Raw genomic sequence first — 20,890 nt, 5'->3', positions numbered from 1 at the left:
ACCCGGCACCACCCACCCCGCACGACCCAGGCCGTCCGCTTCCCATTCCCACGCCGAAAACGGGAAGCGGGCGGCCCACCCATGTCGGCTACGATTTCAAGGTTCCATAGACGACCCCGAAGACCTCACAGTCACCGTCGTCACCCTCTGTAGCGACTTGGGAGCAGCCCCCGATGGCTCGACACCTCATCACCAGCGCCCTTCCGTACATCAACGGGATCAAGCACCTGGGCAACATGGTGGGGTCCATGCTCCCGGCGGACGTGTACTCCCGGTACCTCCGCCAGCGCGGCCACGACGTCCTGTACATCTGCGCGACCGACGAGCACGGCACCCCGGCCGAACTGGCGGCCAAGGAGCAGGGCATCCCGGTCGACGTGTTCTGCGCGCAGGCGCACGACCAGCAGAAGGCGATCTACGACGGCTTCCAGCTGGCCTTCGACTACTTCGGCCGCAGCTCGTCCCCGCAGAACCGCGACATCACGCAGGAGATCGCCCGCGAACTGAAGGCGAACGGGTTCATCGAGGAGCGGGCGATCCGCCAGGTGTACTCGAACGCCGACGGCCGCTTCCTGCCGGACCGCTACATCATCGGCACCTGCCCGCACTGCGGCTACGACAAGGCCCGCGGCGACCAGTGCGAGAACTGCACGCGCGTACTGGACCCGACCGACCTCATCGAGCCGCGCTCGGCGATCAGCGGCAGCAGCGACCTGGAGATCCGCGAGACCAAGCACCTCTTCCTCCTCCAGTCCGCGCTGGCCGGCGAGGTCGAGGCCTGGGTCGACGAGCGCGCCGACAACTGGCCGGTGCTGGCTTCCTCCATCGCCCGCAAGTGGCTGACGGAGGGCCTGCACGACCGGGCCATCACCCGTGACCTGGACTGGGGCGTCCCGGTCCCGGCCGACACCTGGCCGGACCTGGCAGCCGAGGGCAAGGTCTTCTACGTATGGTTCGACGCCCCGATCGAGTACATCGGCGCGACGAAGGAGTGGGCGGACAAGGACCCGGAGAACCGTGACTGGCGTTCGTGGTGGTGGGAGTCGGAGGCCGACGTCCGCTACACGCAGTTCATGGGCAAGGACAACGTCCCCTTCCACAGCGTGATGTTCCCGGCGACCCTGCTGGGCACCCGCTCCCCGTGGAAGAAGGTCGACGTCATCAAGGCCTTCAACTGGCTCAACTACTACGGCGGCAAGTTCTCCACCTCGCAGCAGCGCGGCGTCTTCACGCACGACGCGCTGGAGATCCTGCCCGCCGACTACTGGCGCTACTTCATGATGGCGAACGCCCCCGAGTCGGACGACACATCGTTCACCTGGGAGCACTTCACGGCCACGGTGAACAAGGACCTGGCGGACACGCTGGGCAACTTCGTCAACCGCGTCCTGTCCTTCTCCCGCAAGCGCTTCGGCGACGACGTCCCCGCGGGCGGCGAGCCCGGCGAGGCGGAGGCCAAGCTGGGCGAGGAGATCGCCCGCCTGCTCGCGGAGTACGAGGAGCAGATGGAGGCCATCCAGTTCCGCAAGGCGGCGGCGGCCCTGCGCGCACTCTGGTCGGCCGGCAACTCGTACCTGGAGGAGAAGGCCCCCTGGCTGGAGATCAAGACCAACCCGGAGAGCGCGGCCCTGACCCTCCGTACGGCGATGAACCTGATCCACCTCTACTCGGTGATCTCGGAGCCCTTCATCCCGGCGTCGGCGAAGGCGATGCGCTCGGCGTTCGCTCTCCAGGACGATTCGGCGCCGTGGGTCACGCCGGAGGAGGCCCGAGCCCTGTCCTTCCTCCCCACCGGTACCCCCTTCACGGTCCCCCCGGTCCTCTTCGCCAAGATCACGGACGAGGACCTGGAGACGTACAAGGAGCGCTTCGGCGGCGCAGCGGAGTAACCAGCGCGAGGGCCCGGTCACGTCGTACGACGTGACCGGGCCCTCGCGTTTGAAGGAAGTTGGGGACCGCTGCGACACGGCTTCTGCTCGCCCGAACCCGGCGCATGCTGCCGCAACTGTCACGAGCTCCGGCCACCCGCCCGCAGGGCTGTCTGACGGAACGCCGCAAGCTCACCCCTGCGGGTGAATCTCACCAACTGAGCCCCTTTTAGGGCGTGTTGCTGCCTTACGCTCGCCACAGAACTTGCCTAAGGCATGTGCCACAGGTGACTTCCATCAACCTTCTTCCAAGACCACCCGGGCCTCTTCTCCGGGGTGTCCGAGGTGCTCGGCGTCCGCTTCGCCCGTCCCACCTCGGTCACGATCCTGCCGACCGACCTCACCGAGACCCGCCCGCTGGAACGCCGCGTCGACACGTTGTTGCGGCTGGAGACGGAGGACGAGGAGCCGCTTCTCCTCGCCGCCGAGGCCCAGGGCAAGAAGGACCCGCACAAGCCCGCGAGCTGGGCGTACTACGCCTCGTACCTGCTCACGAAATACCGGCTGCAGCCAATGCTGCTGGTCGTCTGCCAGGACCGCGCGACCGCCGAGTGGGCAGCGCGCCCGGTCACCTTCGGGCCTCCCCAGTGGCCCTTGCAAGAATCCGGACATCGACCCCGTCATCGAAATCATCTGTCAGGGCCTGGGCAAGCTGCCCGCCGCAGCACTGTGGAGGAAACTAGTGGCCGTGGACCTTTCTTTCTACAAGTCGCCCATCTTTGAAGAAGCCCGCGACGAAGGCCGGGCGCAGGGCCAGGCGCAGGGCCGGGCCGAGGACATCCTGGATGTCTTCGATGTGCGCGGCCTCGACGTCCCCGAAGCAGTCCGCGAGCGCATCACCAGCTGCGACGACCCAGAGACCCTGCGCCACTGGCACCGGCGGGCCATCATCGCCCGCTCCGCCGACGAGATCTTCACGGACGAGTAGCCACTGAGGTCGGCGGAGGCCCCTGCCCGACGGCGGTACGCGCGGTCGGGCAGGGCCGGGTGACCGGCCTGACACGAACGCCCGTCCTTCCCGCATCGATCACGGAAGCCTGGTCGACGGCCCGTTCGCTCCGGCCTGGTCACGAGCCCTCGCACTCTCCGCATGCGCACCCCGTTGCGGTACGGCTCCACACCGCCGTGCACCGCGACCTCTCTGGGCCGGGCCAGATCGGCCACAGAACAGAGGGCATCGCGGATGACCGTTCTCGGGTCGCCGCACAAGTACCGCCGCATCGGTGACGACCTGGACTTCCAGGGCGCATCCTCGCCGTCTTCGACTTCGTGAAGCAGGTCAACGGCTACATCACGGAGCAGGAGCCGTGGAAGGTGGCCAAGGACCAGTCGGAAGAGGGCAAGGCCCGCCTCACCACGATCCTCTACACGGCGGCCGAGTCGCTCCGCGCGGTGGCGGTCCTGCTGAACCCGATCATGCCGGAGACCTCCCAGAGGCTCTGGGACTCCCTGGGCGCCGAGGAGGTGCTCTTCCCACGCCTGGAGGAGAAGCCGACCGCGTAATCCATGCACCACCGCTCCTGGGGCCGGACCGCCGATTACCCCTGCCGGCCCCGTCTCCGGCAGGATCGGTCCCATGACCGAGATCCGTACCCCTCGCCTGCTCCTCCGTCGCTGGCACGACGACGACCTGGTTCCCATGTCGGAGATCAACGCCGATCCGGAGGTCATGCGCTGGATCAGAGACGGTTCCGTCCGCGACCTCGAGCAGACTGCGGAGGACATCGAGCGGTGGGAGGAGGAGTGGGACGAGGAGGGCTTCGGGCTCTTCGCCGTCGAGTTGCTCTCCTCCGGTGAACTGGCCGGTTTCACGGGCCTGTCCGTGCCCCACTTCCTGCCGGAGATCCTGCCGGCCGTGGAGATCGGCTGGCGGCTCGGCCGGCAGTTCTGGGGCCAGGGGTACGCGTCCGAAGCCGCCCAGGCCTCGATGGAGTTCGCTCTCCAGGACCGCGGCCTCGACCGCCTCGTCAGCATCACCCAGGCGGGCAACGACGCCTCCGAGAACGTGATGCGCAAGCTCGGCATGACCCTGGAACGCGAGACCGTCCACCCGGAGTACGGCCACCACCTGCGCGTCCACGCGATCGATCTCACCGAGTTCGAGGCGTGAGCCGTACCAAGCTGGGCCCCGGGGAGAGTCGATTCATCCCCGGGGCCCAGCCGTTTTCAGGAGCGCGCCGCCACGGCGCTCAGCAGGTGGCGGGCGCTACTTCAGGATCCCGGCGCCGGTCGTGGTCGCCAGCTCCGTGACCAGGCTCTTCGCCGAGGTCTGGAGGCCGGCGGACAGCGTCGGCTTCCAGTTCACCGTCGTCTTCAGCTTCTTCGACGAGTTCGCGGAGTTGTACGCGGCGACTATGTCCGTCGCCTCGTCGTTGACGAGATTGCCGCCGCCCGCGACCGAACCCGTGCCGTCGCCGCTCAGCAGCTTCGCGACCTTCGCGCCAGCCGGCAGCTTCCAGGCGTTGTGCTCGGCGACGACCTGGGCCTTCGCCCGGGAGTCGAGGCTGTACTTGGGCGCGTAGCCGTTGACGGTCGTCGTGTCGTAGACGTTGTTGTAGAGGTGGATCTGACCGATCCGGGCCAGCGGGGCGCGCTGGACGATGCCCTTCCACACGTTGTGGTGGATGGTGACGCGCAGCTTGCCGGTGCTGTCGGTGTCGCTGCTGCCGATCAGCATCGTCTTGTCGTGGTTGGTGAACTGGTTGCGCTCGACGGTCACCAGGTCCGAGCCGTTGGTGATGTCGAGGGCACCGTCGTGGATCTGGTACTTGCGGCCGAAGTACGTCTTCAACGCCTTGTCGTACGTCGGGGCGTCGCTGAAGGTGTTGTGGTCGGCCCACACATGGGTCGCGCCGCGCAGGGTGACCGAGTCGTAGGCGGAGTTCCACTCGCCGGAGGAACCGTCCGTCGGGTCCCACTGCGGGAAGCAGTCCTCGGTGGCGGTGAGGGCCAGATTGCGGATGATGACGTTGTCCACGTTCTGCACCAGCAGGCTGCCGCCCTTGATCCCGGCATTGCTGCCCGGTACGCCCACGAGCGTGGTGTTCGGCGGCACCCGGAACACGATGTTCTTCTTCTGCTTGGCCTGGGCGGCGGCGCGGGCCGTCTCCTGCGTGCCCGACGGCATCTTCTTGCCGTACGTCGCCGGGTCGTACGCCTTGAGGTAGGCGGCCAGCGAGTAACCGGTGCCGGCGGCGTAGTCGGCGCAGCTGCTGCCGCCGTTCGCGTCGATCGTGCCCTTGATCTTGATGATCTTCGGCGTGGAGTCGGAGCCGTTGCCCAGGGCCTTCGCCAGCTCGGCGCGGGTGCTGACGGTGTGGACATGCACGGAGTCGGCCTTCGAGCCGCCCGTCGTACCGGAGCCGCTCGCCGCCCAGCCGTCCTTGGCGGGCAGCGACTGGCGGGCCGGCTCTACGGGACCCGCGTTCGCGTTCATCACAAGGGGAACCGCGCCGAGCCCGGCGGCCACCACAGCGGCGACGGATAACAGCGCGGTGCGTCTCCGACGGAGGGACCGGCGGTGCGAAGGTGATGCCACGGATGAGTCCTTACGTGGTTCGGGTGCGCGTGCACGCGTTGCGGAACGTGCACGTAGTTCGTGAAGCCCCGGTGGGGGGAACGGGGCTTCCGTCTCATCTGTGGTCACGGGGGACGGAAAGGTTGCCGTCAGGTTCGGGAAGGTGGGAGGCGGGCGGAAGTTGGTGGGTGGCACCGTTCATCGCGCGGCGGGTGCGAGCCTCGTCAGGACGGCCTCTGCCTCCTCCGCCATCCGGCGCACGATCTCGCCGGCCGGCACCCGCAGGGCGGACCACTGCTCCCTGAGCTCGTCGACGGACCGTACCGCCGTGCCGAGGCTGCCAAGACCACCCGCCTCGCACACGGCGGCGGCGAGCCCCACCTCCTCCCAGGGGCCGAAGGGAGCGCAGATCACCGGCACCTCGATACCGAGGAGGTCGCGCAGACCCTGAGCGGCAGCGGAAAACCGCTCGCTCGCGGAGCGGTACGCAGGGGATCATGCGCCCATGCCCACACCCATGCCCATGCCCGCCGGACCGCCGTCCTCCGCCGTGCGCGTGCCCGCGCCGATCGCCGAGCTGGCCGGCGACCGGCCCCTGCTGCCCGTGTGGCTGAACCAGTTGGGCGGCCTGACGTTCCGGATCGGCGGCGACGGTCGGGAGCCGCTGTTCGCCAAGTGGGCGCCGGCGGGCTCCGGCCTTGACCTGGCCGCCGAGGCGGAACGGCTGCGCTGGGCCGGGCACTTCACACCCGTACCTCGTGTCCGGGACCACGGAGGCGACGAGGACGGAACCTGGCTCGTCACCCATGGGCTGCCCGGCGAGAGCGCCGTCAGCCCGCGGTGGAAGGCAGATGCCGCAACGGCCGTACGCGCCCTGGGCGCCGGACTGCGGGCCCTGCACGAGGCTCTGCCCGTGGCCGACTGCCCGTTCAGCTGGTCTGTCGATCACCGCCTGGAGCGTGCCCGGCGGGCGGGCATGGAGATACCCGCGGACCTGCCCGATCCGCCGCCGGTCGACCGCCTCGTCGTATGCCACGGCGACCCCTGCGCTCCGAACACCCTGCTGTACGAGGACGGCTCCTGGTCCGGTCACGTCGACATGGGCGCCCTCGGTCTCGCCGACCGCTGGGCCGACCTGGCCGTCGCCACCTGGAGCACCGAGTGGAACTACGGCCCGGGCTGGGACGACACCCTCCTCGAGGGATACGGCATCGAACCCGATCCGCATCGGACCGACTTCTACCGGCGCATCTGGAGCGTGACGTGAGCTCGTGGCCGGCGGATCAGCGCCTCTTGAACTCCACCGGGCCGCCGTTCATCTCGATGGTGCCGTCCGGGTGGAGGACCGGGCGGCGTTCCGTCATTCGGCCGCTGTAGGCCTCGATGTGGCGGATGGCCGCTCCGTCGGGGTCGGTGAAGTCGACCAGCGCGATGGCGACCCAGTAGCGGGTCTTGGTGTTCTCGAAGAGGGGCACGGTGACGGTGGAGCCTCGGCCGTCCGTGACGACGACCTTCGCGCCGAAACTGCGGAAGGAGCCGAATCCGTTGCTGACCGCGGAGTACGCGCAGAGCAGGACGTAGCCCTGTTCGTCGGGGCGGACGATCTGGACGGTCTCGCGGCCGGGTACGCGTGCGTCGCCGTCCAGGCGTATGAAGGGCCGGCTCTCCACCGAGCCGAGGCGGTTGTAGTACACGACGCCGGCGGCCTTGTCCGCCCCCTTGTCCGCCCCTTCGTCCGTCCCCTTCTTCGCGGTGCCCTTCGCAGCCGCGGGCGCGGCCTTGACGAGTGTGCCGGGTGCCTTGTCGCCACGTAGCGCCTTCGAAGCCGGTACGAACAGGGCGTACAGATCGAGATCCGCGCCCTTCTTGCGCCGCTGCTCGCTGCCCCCGTCCCACTCCAGCGACGCGGTGACCACCAGTTCGCGGTCCCGCTTGTCCAGGCTGATCGATGCCTGACCGCCCTTGTCGAGGCTGATGGCGCCGAGCGGGGGCTTGACCAGGCTGGGCGCAGGCGCAGGCGCAGGAGTGGGTGTGGGGTCCTCATCCGTATAGGAGGGGTCCTCGTCCGTGGCCTCGGGCTCCTCCACCCGTACCCCGAAGTCGGTGGCGAGGCCCGCGAGGCCCTCGGCGTACCCCTGGCCGATGGCGCGGAGCTTCCACGCGTCGCCCCGGCGGTAGATCTCCAGCAGGAGCACGGCACGTTCGCCGTCGATGAGGGCCGGGGGACGGAAGTCGACGGGCGCCGCCCCGTCCTGGACGGCACGCATCCTCACCTCCTTCACCTCGCGGAAGGTGCGGGCCGCGTCGTCGGGATCGCAGCTGCCGACCAGCACGACCCGGTCCACGTCGGCGGGCAGGGCGGCCGGGTCCACCTCGACGCGCTCCGGGCCGCCGGCGTCGGCCGCGAGGTGACGCACGGCGCCGGCCTCGGCGGAGGGCTGGTTGTAGAAGACCATGTCGTCGTCGGACCTGACCTTGCCGTCCGCGCCGACCAGCAGTGCGCTGAGATCGACCGGGTCACCCACGCTGTGCAGTTCGGCGGTGACACGCCCCGCACCCAGAGCCGTGTTCCCACCCTTGCCAAGCTCTGTCATGCCCCGGCCACCCCACCTCTGCTGTGCCCCACCCGGCCTACGGTCCGGTCACCCTAAGCCGCGCGCCGGGACAAGGGAGGAGATGCGGCACATTCCGCTGAATCAGTGACGCTTCAGCAACCTCAGAACGCCGAAGAACGAGTCACCCTCCAGGCCCTCCCGTTCACGGCAGGCGGTCACGACAGGCGGTCACGACAGCCTGGGTCGCCCGCTACCAGGAGTGCTTCGCCGGAATACGGATGGGCGTGGCACCGGAGATCTGCGTGCCGGGCATGCCGCCGCTGTACGCGCGAGAAGCTCATACCCGTTGGGCCTGCCGCTCAACAATCCACGGGCAGGCCCAACGTGCATCCGGCCAAGGTCACTACCGCTGGGTACGCCGAGCGAGCTGAACGTCCGTCAGCTCGCCGAAGCCGAAGCCGCCGCTGTCTCCTACGCGCCCGGCTGGACCGCGTCGTCCGTGCCCTCGTGGGTGGCCTCCGGGTCGACTCCCATCGTGATGGAGCCGACGACGCCCTTGGCGATGTTGTTCTTCTGGTACTTGAGCTTGAGCAGGCCGCCGGTCGTGCCGCTCTGGTCGTAGATCGTGTCCTCGGTGAGCGTGGTGCGCTCCGTCGTCGACGTCGAGTACGGCTCCACCTCGGCGGAGGCGAGGACGGACTCCTCGTCGAAGAAGAACTGGCCGGTGTGGCAGGTGTTGCCGCCTTCGTAACCGGCGTCCGTCCACTCGCCGTTGACGTGCACCTTCGTGTGGATGTGGACGCAGCGGCCCCGGTACCAGCCCGGGAAGATCGTCTTGAAGGTGACGAAGCCGTTCCTGTCCGTCCGCCAGGTGCCGCGCAGATAGCGCTCGTCGTCGGTCGGCTCCTGGTGACCGCCAGGGCTCCCGCCCTCGGGCGGGGAGCCGGTCGGCGTGCCGGAGGGGGTGCCGCTGGGCGGCGTACCGCCACCGCCGCCGGTAGAGACGTCCTCGTACCCGGAGTAGATGCCCAGCGCATCGCAGTGCCAGATGTCGACCGCGGCGTTCTTGACGGGCTTGCAGGTTTCGTTGTCGATCACCTTGAGGCGGAGGGTGAGCGGGATGCCCTCCTTGTCCTCGGTGATGTCCTGCCGGAGCTTGTCGGCGTCGATGTAGTACGGGCCCTCGGTGGTCTCCGAGGTGAGCTTGTAGCACTCCTCCGCGGCGCTGCCGGCGGCAAGCGGGGAGGCATCGGTGTTCGCGCTCGTCGTCTGGCCCGCGTTCGCGGTCGCGGCGATACCGCCGCCCACACCCACCGCGGCCACGGCCGCGCCACCTGCCACGACGACCTTGCGCCGCGTCATGTTCCTTTTGTGCTTCGGCTGTTGAGTCTCGGTCCCAGTCATGGGCAGGACGTTAGGGACGGCGCCTGTCAGCAACATGGGTACGGACTGTGCGATTCCACGTGACTCTCACAGGTTGCCCGCGCCCCTAAGGAGGCCGCAGGCCTCCTTAGGGGCGCGGGGAACTGCGCGACCAGCCCCCACCGACCCGCAGCCGAATCACTGCACCACCAGCGGAGCTACTTCGGCTGCGGCTTGCGTACCGAAAGGTGCAGCTCCCGCAGCCGCGCCTCCTCCAGCTCCGTCGGCGCGCCCATCATCAGGTCCTGGGCGTTGCCGTTGAGCGGGAAGGCGATCGTCTCGCGGATGTTGGGCTCGTCGGCCAGGAGCATGACGATGCGGTCCAGGCCCGGCGCGATGCCGCCGTGCGGAGGCGCACCGAAGCGAAGCGCGCGGAGCATGCCGGCGAACTCGCGCTCCACCGTCTCCTCCTCGTAGCCCGCGATACCGAAGGCCTTGAGCATGATGTCGGGCTCGTGGTTCCGGATCGCGCCGGAGGACAGCTCGACGCCGTTGCAGACGATGTCGTACTGCCAGGCCAGGATGTCCAGCGGGTCCTGGGTCTCCAGGGCCTCCATCCCGCCCTGCGGCATCGAGAAGGGGTTGTGGGAGAAGTCGATACGACCCGTCTCCTCGTCCTTCTCGAACATCGGGAAGTCGACGACCCAGCAGAAGCGGAAGACGTCCTCTTCGAAGTGGCCGGCGCGACGAGCGGCCTCCACCCGCACCGCGCCCATGATCTTCGAGACCTCGTCGAACTCGCCCGCGCCGAAGAACACCGCGTGGCCCGCCGCCAGGGAAAGCCTCTTCGTCAGTTCCGCGACGTTGTCCTCCGTCAGGAACTTGGCGATCGGGCCCGTCAGCGAACCGTCCTCGGCGACCCGCACCCACGCCAGGCCCTTCGCGCCCTGCGAGACCGCGAAGTCACCGAGCTGGTCGAAGAACTTCCTGGGCTGCGACGACACGTCCGGCACGGGCAGCGCCCGTACGTGCTTGCCCGCGAAGGCCTTGAACTCCGAGCCCTCGAAGACATCGGTGATGTCGACGAGCTCCAGCTGGGCCCGCAGGTCCGGCTTGTCGGAGCCGTACTTCAGCATCGCCTCGCGGAACGGGATCCGCGGGAAGGGGGAGGTGACGTGGCGGCCGTTCCCGAACTCCTCGAAGAGTTCCGTCATCAGCTGCTCGATGGGCTGGAACACGTCCTCCTGCTCGACGAAGGACATCTCCACGTCGAGCTGGTAGAACTCGCCCGGCGAACGGTCCGCGCGCGCGTCCTCGTCCCGGAAGCAGGGCGCGATCTGGAAGTAGCGGTCGAAGCCGGAGATCATCAGCAGCTGCTTGAACTGCTGCGGGGCCTGCGGAAGGGCGTAGAACCTGCCCGGGTGCAGACGGGACGGCACGACGAAGTCGCGGGCGCCCTCCGGCGACGTGGCCGTCAGGATCGGGGTCGCCAGCTCGTTGAAGCCGAGCGTCGTCATCTTGTTGCGGATCGCGGCGATGACCGCCGTACGCAGCATGATGTTGCGGTGCATGCGCTCGCGGCGCAGGTCCAGGAAGCGGTACTCCAGACGCCGCTCCTCGTTCACACCGTCCTCGGTGTTGATCGTGAAGGGCAGCGGGGCGGCCGCGCCCAGCAGCTCGACCTCGCCGACCTCGACCTCGATCTCGCCGGTGGGCAGGTCCGGGTTGATGTTCTCGGCGCCGCGCGAGACGACCTGGCCGTCGACACGGACGGTCGATTCCTTGGAGAGCTTGTCCAGCGCCTCGTACGCAGCCGTGCCGGGGCGGGCGACGAGCTGCGTGATGCCGTAGTGGTCGCGCAGATCGATGAAGAGGATGCCGCCCAGGTCGCGCCGATTGTGCAGCCAGCCGCTCAGCCGGACGTCGCTGCCGACGTCAGAGGCGCGGAGCTCGCCGCAGGTGTGGGACCTGTACCGATGCATCGTCGTTCATCCAGTCTTCGCGGATCGGGGTGTATGTCACGGCCTGTGTCTCAGGGCCTGTGTGTCACGGTCTGTGTTTCACGTGAAACACAGACCCAAAAACACAGACCCAAGCGTACCGGGGAGCCACAGCCCGCCTCCCCACCATTACGGACGGGTCACGACCATCACGGACCGGTCACGGTCCGGCGCCCGATGGGTGGCCTTCCTCCCTTCGGTGGCCGCCCACGATCACCTCTTCCTACAGTGGGGCGATGCGCACTGGTGAGCCCCTGCCCGCCGTGGGGGACGTCCTTGCCGCCCTCGCGACCGGCCTGTGGCGGTGGGACAACGCGGCCGAGCTGGTCACTCTGGATGCCGAGGCCGCACGGCTGCTCGGGCTGCCCGCCCAGCCGACAACGGTCACGGAGGCCGGCGCCCGCGCCCGCTTCCACCCGGTCGACTGGAACGAGGTCAAACCGGTCGTCCAGCTCGCCGCCTCCGAAGGCACCATCGCCGAACTCCGGATGCGGGTCATGGACGGGCAGGGACATGTGCTGCGCACGGTGCGCAGCCGCTCCAAGCCGACCTACGACCGTGAAACGGCCTCCTACCAGCTGGTCGGCACCCTTCAGGAGGTGTCGGAGCCACCGCCGGGTGCCGCCGCGCGCACACCCGTCACGGGCGACTGGCGCCGCTCGCGCGAGGCGTTCCTGCTGGACGCGGGGCGCGCGCTGGCCGAGGCGCGGTCCACGGAGGAGGTGCTGCGGGTCGCGGCCGGCCTGTCGATGCCCGGGTTCTCGCCGGACGGCCTGGCCGTCTTCGGCGTGCAGGGCGACCGGCTGACGCTCATCGGCCACCACGGGCACCATGCCGGCGGTGACGAAGGACCGTTCTCCGCGATGTCGGTCGAGACGGACTATCCGGCCGCGGAGGTCGTACGCACCGGCCGTGCGGTCTATCTGTCCTCGCCGAAGCACTACCAGGAGCGCTATCCCGCCGCGTGGCCGCTCGCCCGGGGCTTCGGGCGGCAGTCATGGGCGTTTCTGCCGCTCATCGTCGCGGGGCGCACGTTGGGCGCGTGGATGGCGGCCTTCACATACCGCGTCTCCTTCACGCCCGACGAGCGCTCGGTCCTCACGACGGTGGCGCGCATGCTGGCGCAGGCCCTCTCGCGCGCCGGGGCCGCCGAGTCCGAGCGGGAGCTGACCGACGGCCTCCAGCGCTCGATGCTGCCCAACCTGGGGCCGCAGATCCCGGGCATGAGCGTGGCCGCACGGTACGTGCCCACCGGCGGCGGCCTCCAGGTCGGCGGCGACTGGTACGACATGATCCCGCTCCCCACCGGCAGGTTCGCCCTCGTCATCGGCGACGTCCAGGGCCATGACGTACGAGCCGCCGGTCTCATGGGCCAGCTGAGGATCGCGCTGCGGGCGTACGCCTCCGAAGGGCACCGCCCGGACGCCGTGCTGTCGCGCGCCTCACGGTTCCTGTGCGGGATCACGCACGACGAGGAGGTCGCCGACCTGCGCTTCGCGACCTGCCTGTATGTCGAGGTCGACCCCGCGACCGGCGTACTGGACATCGCCCGCGCCGGGCACCCGGACCCGGCCATACGGATGGCCGACGGGACCGTGCTGACCCGGCCGACCGCGGGCGGGCTGCCCCTGGGCATCGACCCGGACGCGGACTATCCGACGACACGGCTCGCCCTGGAACCCGGCGAGACGATGCTGATCTGCACGGACGGGCTCATCGAGACCGGTGGGCACGACCTCGACACCGGCTGGCTCCGGATCCGCAAGATCCTGGAGAGCCACGACGGCGAAGAGAGCCACCTGGAGGAGCTGGCCGACGCGCTGGTCCAGGCCGTGCACGGCCCCTCCTCGCACCACACGACCGGGCCTCTGGTGGACCGCCGCGAGGACGACATCGCGGTCCTGCTGCTGTGCCGGCAGGGGAAGGGCTGCGGCTGCGGCGACCAGCCGGCGACACCGACGTCCGTACGCCGCACCGTGCTGACCGTCGCGCAGGCCGAACCCGAGCGGGTCGCGGGAGCGCGCCACCAGCTGCGCGAGCTGCTGCACGACTGGGCCTCCGAGGACCAGGTCGACTCGGCGGTCCTCCTGGTCTCGGAGATGGTCACGAACGTACTCGTGCACACGGACGCCGACGCGCTGCTCGTCGCCGAGATGACGGGCGACGCGGGTTCCCGCCGGATGCGGGTCGAGGTGACCGACTGCAGCGACGCCCTGCCCCACAAGCGACAGCCCGGCGAACTGGCGTCCTCCGGGCGGGGGCTGATGCTCATGGAACTGCTCGCGGACGCATGGGGGGTGGACCCGCGGGGCGAGGGCAAGAGCATCTGGTTCGAGCTCTACGAGCCGGATGGCTCCGGAGATCCCGAGGTCACCCCCACCACGTGATCAGCACTGCGCAATCGCCAATACGTGATCAGCCGTAGCCTGATCAGCAGTACGTGATCACAGGTACTGGCCGTCGTCGGCACCCTTCGCCGATACGGGACGTACCTTGACCGCGACGACGTTGGAACAGTTCACCAGCGCGGTCCCACTGTCGACGTCGTCACGGCCGTTCAGCTCGAAACGCAGCGTGTGCCCCGCCTCCAGCGCCTCGGTCACCGCGTCCACGGCCGACTCCAGCGACGCGAAGTCACGGCTCTTGACGGCCAGCGGCTCACCGACGACCGGGTGGAACACGATGTGAAGCTCCGGGTTCTCCTGCGGCATACGCGTGACCCTCCGTCCCCAACGGCGCATGGCCACGATGCGCGTTGCGTGCGGTGGATACAAGTACCCGCCGCACGCGCAGCGGGAGTTCGGGCGGCCGGCGCCTTGGCTAACCTGCACGAGTGACCACCGACCTGACTCTGCTGCCGCGTGTCGCCTATCGCGGACAGGAGGTCACCGCGCCCCGGCTGCGGGGTCTGCTCGCGCTGCTCGCGGGCGACCTGCGCACGGGCTGCAGCACCGAGCGGCTGGTGGCAGGGCTGTGGCCGGACGAGTTGCCGGAGAGGCCGGCGAAGGCGGTGCAGGTCCTCGTGTCCAGGGCACGGGCGCAGCTGGGCGCCGACGTCCTCGCCGGCACGCCGACCGGATACCGGCTCGCCCTCACCGAGGACCAGGTCGACAGCTCCGCCCTGCTGCTGCACGCCGCCGCGAGCGCGGACCGGGCCAGGGCCGGGGACCACGCGGGCTCGCTGGCCGCGGCCGAGGCCGGGCTCGCGCTGTGGGAGGGCACCCCTGACGGGGCCGGCGGGCCTGGCGAAAGCACAGACCCCGTGGCCGCGTTGCGCACCGAACGCGCCCCCGTCCGCGACACGCTCGTCCGCGCACGGGCGCTCGCGCTCGCCCGGCTCGGACGACACGCGGAGGCGACCGGGCCGCTGGCCGCGGTCGCTTCGGAGCGTCCGCGCGACGAGGAGGTGCTCGCCGAGCTGCTGCGCGGCGAGGCGGCGACGGCGGGCCCGTCCGCCGCGCTGACGCGGTACGAGGCGTACCGCCGTGAGCTGCGCGAGACGCTCGGCACGGATCCGGGAGCCGGGCTCAAGGCCGTACAGCGGGAGCTGCTGCGCGGCGAGGCGCCGGTGGTCAGGCACGGCGTACCGCACGAGCCGAACCCGCTGCTCGGCCGGGACGAGGACATCGCGGAGGTGGAGCGGCTGCTGCGCGCTTCCCGCGCCGTCACGGTCGTCGGACCCGGCGGCCTCGGCAAGACCCGGCTCGCGCACGCCGTCAGCCGCCGGGCCGAGCAGCGCGTGGTGTATTTCGTGCCGCTCGCCGGCGTCACCGCGGACGAGGACGTGGCCACGGAGGTGGCCTCCGCGCTCGGCGCGGGCGAGGGGCGGCACGGCGGCATGGGCGGACCCACCTCGGCCGACCCGGTGTCCGCCATCCTCGGCGTGCTCGGCTCCGGGCCCGCTCTGCTGGCGCTGGACAACTGCGAGCAGGTCATCGGGGGCGCCGCCGGCCTCGTACAGGCCCTGGTCTCGTCTTCGAAGGACCTGCGGGTGCTGGCCACCAGCCGGGCCCCGATGGGCCTCACGTCGGAGGCGGTGTACGTGCTGCCGGAGCTCGGTCTCGACACCTCGGTCGAGCTGTTCACGCAGCGGGCCCGGGCCGCCAGGACCGGCGTGGAGCTGCCGCCGGACGCGGTGGCCGAGCTGTGTCGCCACCTCGACGGGCTGCCGCTCGCCGTGGAGCTGGCCGCGGCACGGGTGCGGGTGCTTTCGGTACCGGAGATCGCCCGCCGCCTCGGCGACCGGTTCGCGCTGCTGCGCGGCGGGGCGCGGGACGTGCCGGAGCGCCACCGCACACTGCACGCCGTCGTGGAGTGGAGCTGGAACCTCCTCGACGACGAGGCCAGGGCAGCGATGCGCACGCTGTCCGTGTTCCCCGGCGGCTTCTCCGGTGAAGCGGCGGAGCAGGTGCTCGGCGAGGACGCGCTGTTCCTGCTGGAGCAGTTGACCGATCAGTCGCTGCTCACCGTCGCCGAGACCCGGGCCGATGTGCGGTTCCGGATGCTGGAGACCGTACGGGAGTTCAGTGCGGCCCGGCGCGCGGAGGCAGGCGAGGAAGAGGAGACCATCGGCCGGTTCCTCGCCTGGGCGCGGGACTTCGGGGCCGCGCACCACGACTGGCTCTTCCGCTCGGAACCGCTGACCGCCTGGGAGCGGATCAGGGCCGAGCAGGACAACCTCGTGCTGGCCCTGCGGCACGCCCTGGCCCGTGCGGACGGCCCCACCACCGCCGCCCTCACCGCCGTCCTCGCCGCCCTGTGGTCCACCGGCTCCAACTACCTCCGCCTCGTCGCCCTCGCCACCGACACCGGCCCGCCGCTGTCGCACTACCACCCCGAGCCCGAATACGTCGAAGTCGCCCGCGCCGCCGCGGTCTTCTGCACGGCGAACCTGTTCATGGGCTACGGCCCGGTCGCCGTACGCCATCTCGTCACCCTCAGGCGGCTGCCCCCGGCCCCGCCGGACACGCTGTTGCGGGCCGCCGCGATCGTGCTGAGCAGGATCCCCGAGATGCTGCCTCCCGACTACGACGTGCTGCAGAGGCTCTGCGACAGCGAGCAGCCGCTGCTCGCCGGCATCGCAGAGTGCGTCGCCACCTACGTCTGGGAGTCGGAGCACCACACCGACCGCGCGCTCGCCTCGGCTCGCCGGATCACCACCGCACTGGCGCCGGCCGACAACCCGTTCCTTCAGGTCATGGGCCACGCCCGGCTGAGCGAGCTGTGCCTGCAGACGGAGCGGGGCGAGGAAGCGTACGGGCACCTCAAGGCGACGCTCGAGGCGCTGCCGCGGCTCGGCGACGAGCACGACATCATCGGCGTCCGCTGGAGCCTCGTCCTCGCCTGCCTGCAGCGCGGCGACCCCGACGAGGCCGAGTACTGGCTGCGGCAGGCGGAGGGCGCCGACACCACGCAGCAGGACAACTACGGCATGGACGTCCTCGGGCGCGCCGAGATCGCGCTCGCCCGCGGACTGACGGAGGTCGGGCTCGGCTTGTGGCGCAGCGCCGTGCAGCCGCTGCCCGCAGTCGGCGCGATACACGGCGGCGACCCCTTCTTCGACCGGTGGGTGCTGCAGATCCTGGCGGTGGCGGTGACGGCGCACGCGCACGCCGGGCGTCTCGAGCTGGTCACGGAGCCGGTCGACCGGCTGCGGCAGGGGCTGCGGACCCTGCTCTCCGGTCCGCCCGGCTCGCCCACGGAACTCCTGGTGCTCGGGACGGTGCTGCACGCACTCGGCATGGCGGAGCTCGCGTCCGGCGACGCCACCGCCGTACGGATGATCGCGTTGGCCCAACGGCTGCGGGTGATGCGCGACTTCCAGCCGACGATGTCGGCGGACCGCGCCCGGAAGGCGGCCGAGGAAGCCGACAGGGCGGCGTACGCCGACGCCGTGTCGGAGTACGCCGCCCTGGGGCGGGACGAGCTGCGCGAGGCAGCCCGCGCGATCACCTCGGCTACTTCGGGTCGCGGTTGAACAGCGCCGTCGACCAGCGGTAGCCGAGCACGGTCAGGCCGACGCACCAGGCGAGCGCGATCCACCCGTTGTTGCCGATCTCGGTGCCGAGCAGCAGGCCGCGCAGGGTCTCGATGGCGGGCGTGAACGGCTGGTACTCGGCGATCGGCTGGAACCAGCCCGGGATCGCGTCGATGGGGACGAAGGCGCTGGAGATGAGCGGCAGCAGGATCAGCGGGTACGTCATGTTGCTGGCCGCCTCGGGGTTCGGGCTGGCCATGCCCATCCCGACCGCGATCCAGGTGAGCGCCAGGGAGAACAGCGCGATCAGGCCGCACGCCGCCAGCCACTCCACGGCCGTGGCGTCCGTGGACCTGAAGCCGATGGCCACGGCGATGAGACCGACGAGGACCAGACTGGCGAGCACCTGCAGCACGCTGCCGACGACGTGCCCGACGAGCACGGACCCGCGGTAGACCGCCATCGTACGGAAGCGGGCCATGAGGCCCAGGGTCATGTCCATCGAGACGGAGATCGCGGCCCCGACCACGGTGCTGCCGACGGTCATCAGCAGGAGCCCCGGGACGAGATAGGCGATGTAGTCGGAGCGGTCCGCGCCGCCGCCACCGATGCCCGCGCTCATCACGCCCCCGAAGACGTAGACGAAGAGCAGCAGCAGCACGATCGGCGTGAGCAGCAGGTTCAGGGTCATGGACGGGTAGCGCCGTACGTGCAGCAGGTTGCGGCGCAGCATCGTGGACGAGTCGCGGACGGCGAGGGAGAACCGGGTCGGGCGGGCGGGAGCCAGGGGAGTACTCATCGGACAGCCTCCTTCGGCTGGTTGGCCTTGGGCCGGTCGGTGCCGCTGGTCAGGGCGAAGAAGACGTCGTCGAGGTCGGGGGTGTGCACGGTCAGCTCGTCCGCCTCGACACCGGCCGAGTCCAGCCAGTCGAGGATGGAGCGCAGCTCGCGCTGGCTGCCGCCGCTGGGAATGTGCAGCGCCAGCGCCTCGTCGTCCCCGGAGGCCTCGCGCAGCGCGGAGGCAGCGCTCCGGTACGCGGCCGGATCGGTGAACCGCAGCCGCACATGCCCACCCGGGATGAGCCGCTTCAGCTCATCGGCGCTCCCCTCGGCGGCGATCTTGCCGTCGTTGAGCACCGCGATACGGTCGGCGAGCTCGTCGGCCTCCTCCAGGTACTGGGTGGTGAGGAAGACGGTCACCCCGCCCGTGACCAGCTCACGGATGATCTGCCACATGTTGTGCCGACTGCGCGGATCGAGACCGGTGGTCGGCTCGTCGAGAAAGATGATCCGCGGGTCGCCGACCAGCGTCATGGCGAGATCGAGACGACGCTTCATCCCGCCGGAGTAGCTGGAGGCAGGCTTCTTCGCCGCCTCCACCAGGTCGAACCGTTCCAGCAGCTCGGCGGCGACCCGCCGCCCCTCGCTACGCGAGAGGTGATGCAGGTCGGCCATGAGGAGCATGTTCTCCTCGCCGGTGATCAGCCCGTCGACGGCGGAGAACTGCCCGGTGACACCGATCGCCGCACGCACCGCGTGCGGATCGGCGGCGAGGTCGTGCCCGCCGACGCGCATCTCACCGGCGTCGGCGGAGATGAGCGTGGAGAGGATCTTCACGGCGGTGGTCTTGCCGGCACCGTTCGGGCCGAGCAGGGCGAACACGGACCCGACCGGAACCGCCAGGTCGACGCCGTCGAGCACGACCTTGTCGCCGTACGACTTGCGCAGTCCGTTCGCCGCGATGGCCAGGTTGGTCATGATGAGTGCTCCTCAGAGGCTGCGGGTCAGAAGCTGCGGATCAGAGGCTGCGGGCGGTGATGTCGCCGTGGGACGTGGTCGCGCGAATGTTCAGGTCCGCGGCGGCGCCGTCGGTGTTCTTCAGCGCGTTGTGGATCCGGCCGTAGCCGGTGCTGGCGTCCAGGGAGGCGGAGACTCCGTGGGCGGCGCTGATGGACACGTCGCCCATCTGGGTGGTCAGCACGACCGCGCCGCGCACCGCCTCGGCGATCTGGATGTCGCCCTTTTGAGTGCTGATCTCGGCGGTGCCGCCCAGGCGGCCGATGGAAACGTCACCGGCGGCAGCGGTGAGGCGCATGCTCGCGACCTCGTCGATCTTGATCGTGCCGTGCGCGCCCTCGAAGACGACGTCGCCAAGGCGCCCGACGGCCCGGAACTCGGCGCTGGCCGCCTTCGCCTCGATGTGGGAGCCGGCGGGCAGCTGGATGGTCACCTCGATGGATCCGGAGGGGCCGAGGTACTGGTTCTTCGCCGCCGGGGCGTCGATCCGCAGGACGCCGTCGGCGTATTCGACCGTGCTCTGCTCCGCCGCCTGCACGTCGCGGCCCTTCGAGGCGTTTGCGGGCAGGACCTCGACCGTGGTGTCGGCCCGATCGGCGGCGATGAACCGGATGCGTCCCGCGGGGATGTCGAGGACGGCGGAGATCGGGGCGGGGGTGTCGAACTTCTGCATTGTGCTCTCCTTGGCTGGTCGTTTCTGACGTTGGAAAAGCTACGTTGCATTCAAAGATCCAGCAACGCTTTCGTTGCACAGAATCAGCATCAACGCAGGTGAGAGCACCTAAATCATTGCAATGGACTGGACTTTAACGCAACGAAGGTGACATGCTCGTTGCAATGGGCTGGAGATGAACGCTATCCTGGAGGCACCACGGAGCATGAAGGAGATCGCGATGCCGGGAGGCAGGCTCACCCAGCAGGAACGCCAGCAGATCGCGCTGGGTCTGGCCGACGGCCTCGCCTACGCGGAGATCGCCAGACGCCTCGACCGCCCCACCTCGACCATCACACGCGAGGTGATGCGCAACGGCGGCCCCACCGCCTACCGCGCGGATCTTGCCCACCGCGCCACCGAACGCCGCGCTCACCGGCGCAGGCAGCAGGCCGCTCCCCGAGGGCCGGAGGCGCTCCCGCAGGCACACGGGCGCGACGCCGAGGCCGTGCGCGAGTACCAGGAGGGGTTCACCACCGTCATGATGGCTTCGGGCATGCCCACGATGATGTCCCGGGTGCTGGCCTGCCTCATCACCACCGACACCGGCAGCCTCACCGCGTCCGAGCTCGTCCAGCATCTCCAGGTCAGCCCGGCGTCCATCTCCAAGGCGATCGCGTTCCTCGAGAGCCAGGGCTTCGTCCGCCGGGAACGCGACGAACGCCGCCGCGAGCGCTACGTCGTCGACGACGACATCATGTACCAGTCGATGATGGCCAGCGCCCGGTCCATCGCCCAACTCGTCGGGGTCGCACAGCAGGGCGTGGGCGTCCTCGGCTCCGGCACCCCGGCCGGCTCCCGCCTGGAGAACATCGCCCGCTTCCTCGACTTCGTCTCCGAAAGCACCGCCCGCGCCGCGGAGCAGGCCCGCGAGATCCTCCACACAAAACCCGAAACACCCTCAGGCGACCCCGCCACACCACGTTCAGATCGCGCATAGACAGCCGCGTCCGGGCGCCCCGCGTCTGCCACCACGACCGGCAGCCGAGTGGGCGGAAGTGATCGGAGTGAGGACTCACTCATTGACGGAGTGAGTCCTCAC

15 protein-coding genes and 2 pseudogenes are annotated in these 20,890 nt (G+C 69.9%); 8 read left to right on the top strand and 9 right to left on the bottom strand.

Going from position 1 to position 20,890, the window contains the following annotated elements; all coding sequences use genetic code 11:
* Nucleotides 1–173: 173 nt before the first annotated feature.
* The 4 genes and pseudogenes from metG to G5C60_RS24685 all read left to right on the top strand — a co-directional run bounded on the left by metG (nt 174) and on the right by G5C60_RS24685 (nt 4,038).
* Nucleotides 174–1,889 carry a methionine--tRNA ligase gene (gene metG / locus G5C60_RS24700; RefSeq protein ID WP_165262937.1) on the top strand — a complete coding sequence of 572 codons (1,716 nt, stop codon included), beginning with the start codon at nt 174–176 and terminating at the stop codon, nt 1,887–1,889.
* A gap of 315 nt (nt 1,890–2,204) precedes the next feature.
* Nucleotides 2,205–2,856: pseudogene (locus tag G5C60_RS24695) on the top strand (hypothetical protein).
* Between the two features lie 285 nt (nt 2,857–3,141).
* Nucleotides 3,142–3,431, top strand: a pseudogene (locus tag G5C60_RS24690) (class I tRNA ligase family protein); the annotation flags it as partial.
* Nucleotides 3,432–3,504: 73 nt separating this feature from the next.
* Nucleotides 3,505–4,038: a GNAT family N-acetyltransferase gene (locus G5C60_RS24685; RefSeq protein ID WP_165262935.1), complete on the top strand. Its 534-nt coding sequence runs from the start codon at nt 3,505–3,507 to the stop codon at nt 4,036–4,038.
* Nucleotides 4,039–4,134: 96 nt separating this feature from the next.
* On the opposite strand, the gene G5C60_RS24680 is transcribed toward G5C60_RS24685, so the two are convergent.
* Together G5C60_RS24680 and G5C60_RS24675 are read right to left on the bottom strand one after the other, a co-directional pair.
* Complete coding sequence (locus G5C60_RS24680) at nt 4,135–5,466, bottom strand: pectate lyase family protein (protein WP_165262933.1); 1,332 nt, start codon at nt 5,464–5,466, stop codon at nt 4,135–4,137.
* A 177-nt stretch (nt 5,467–5,643) separates the two neighbouring features.
* On the bottom strand, nt 5,644–5,889 hold the full coding sequence (locus G5C60_RS24675; protein WP_165262945.1) for a nitronate monooxygenase: 246 nt from the start codon (nt 5,887–5,889) through the stop codon (nt 5,644–5,646).
* Between the two features lie 61 nt (nt 5,890–5,950).
* Here G5C60_RS24675 and G5C60_RS24670 point away from each other — a divergent pair, with 61 nt between their 5' ends.
* Nucleotides 5,951–6,712, top strand: a complete 762-nt coding sequence (locus G5C60_RS24670; protein ID WP_241267037.1) for an aminoglycoside 3'-phosphotransferase — start codon at nt 5,951–5,953, stop codon at nt 6,710–6,712.
* Between the two features lie 16 nt (nt 6,713–6,728).
* Here the strand turns inward: G5C60_RS24670 and G5C60_RS24665 are convergent, their stop codons facing one another.
* The 3 genes from G5C60_RS24665 to aspS all read right to left on the bottom strand — a co-directional run bounded on the left by G5C60_RS24665 (nt 6,729) and on the right by aspS (nt 11,344).
* Nucleotides 6,729–8,039: a TerD family protein gene (locus tag G5C60_RS24665; protein ID WP_165262931.1), complete on the bottom strand. Its 1,311-nt coding sequence runs from the start codon at nt 8,037–8,039 to the stop codon at nt 6,729–6,731.
* A 432-nt stretch (nt 8,040–8,471) separates the two neighbouring features.
* The gene (locus G5C60_RS24660) at nt 8,472–9,404 is read right to left on the bottom strand and encodes an intradiol ring-cleavage dioxygenase (protein ID WP_165262929.1); all 933 of its coding nucleotides are present in this window, start codon (nt 9,402–9,404) and stop codon (nt 8,472–8,474) included.
* 176 nt (nt 9,405–9,580) lie between these two features.
* Entirely contained in the window at nt 9,581–11,344 is a 1,764-nt protein-coding gene (gene aspS, locus G5C60_RS24655) for an aspartate--tRNA ligase (protein ID WP_165262927.1), read from the bottom strand.
* A gap of 254 nt (nt 11,345–11,598) precedes the next feature.
* Here aspS and G5C60_RS24650 point away from each other — a divergent pair, with 254 nt between their 5' ends.
* Nucleotides 11,599–13,749 (top strand): SpoIIE family protein phosphatase, encoded by a 2,151-nt coding sequence (locus G5C60_RS24650; RefSeq protein ID WP_165262925.1) that lies wholly within the window; start codon nt 11,599–11,601, stop codon nt 13,747–13,749.
* A 57-nt stretch (nt 13,750–13,806) separates the two neighbouring features.
* Here G5C60_RS24650 and G5C60_RS24645 read toward each other — a convergent pair whose 3' ends face one another.
* On the bottom strand, nt 13,807–14,073 hold the full coding sequence (locus G5C60_RS24645) for a hypothetical protein (protein WP_165262923.1): 267 nt from the start codon (nt 14,071–14,073) through the stop codon (nt 13,807–13,809).
* A gap of 122 nt (nt 14,074–14,195) precedes the next feature.
* On the opposite strand from G5C60_RS24645, the gene G5C60_RS24640 reads away from it, so the two are divergent.
* The gene (locus tag G5C60_RS24640) at nt 14,196–17,339 is read left to right on the top strand and encodes a BTAD domain-containing putative transcriptional regulator (protein ID WP_165262921.1); all 3,144 of its coding nucleotides are present in this window, start codon (nt 14,196–14,198) and stop codon (nt 17,337–17,339) included.
* On the opposite strand, the gene G5C60_RS24635 is transcribed toward G5C60_RS24640, so the two are convergent.
* Genes G5C60_RS24635 through G5C60_RS24625 form a run of 3 tightly spaced genes read right to left on the bottom strand, consistent with a single transcriptional unit; the run spans nt 17,320 to nt 19,809 of the window.
* Entirely contained in the window at nt 17,320–18,138 is an 819-nt protein-coding gene (locus G5C60_RS24635; protein ID WP_165262919.1) for an ABC transporter permease, read from the bottom strand. The two genes, G5C60_RS24640 and G5C60_RS24635, sit on opposite strands and share 20 nt — an antisense overlap.
* Nucleotides 18,135–19,097, bottom strand: a complete 963-nt coding sequence (locus tag G5C60_RS24630; RefSeq protein WP_165262917.1) for an ATP-binding cassette domain-containing protein — start codon at nt 19,095–19,097, stop codon at nt 18,135–18,137. Before G5C60_RS24630 ends, G5C60_RS24635 begins: the two co-directional genes overlap by 4 nt.
* 40 nt (nt 19,098–19,137) lie before the next feature.
* Nucleotides 19,138–19,809, bottom strand: a complete 672-nt coding sequence (locus tag G5C60_RS24625) for a DUF4097 family beta strand repeat-containing protein (protein WP_165262915.1) — start codon at nt 19,807–19,809, stop codon at nt 19,138–19,140.
* Between the two features lie 220 nt (nt 19,810–20,029).
* Between G5C60_RS24625 and G5C60_RS24620 the strand changes: the two genes are divergently transcribed.
* On the top strand, nt 20,030–20,788 hold the full coding sequence (locus tag G5C60_RS24620) for a helix-turn-helix domain-containing protein (protein WP_165262913.1): 759 nt from the start codon (nt 20,030–20,032) through the stop codon (nt 20,786–20,788).
* Nucleotides 20,789–20,890: the final 102 nt, after the last annotated feature.

Origin of the sequence: Streptomyces scabichelini, assembly GCF_011045015.1 — a bacterium.
In the GTDB taxonomy this organism is placed as follows: Bacteria; Actinomycetota; Actinomycetes; order Streptomycetales; family Streptomycetaceae; genus Streptomyces; species Streptomyces scabichelini.
Note: the sequence above shows the minus strand (reverse complement) of the source record. Positions and strands in the feature narration are given on the sequence as shown.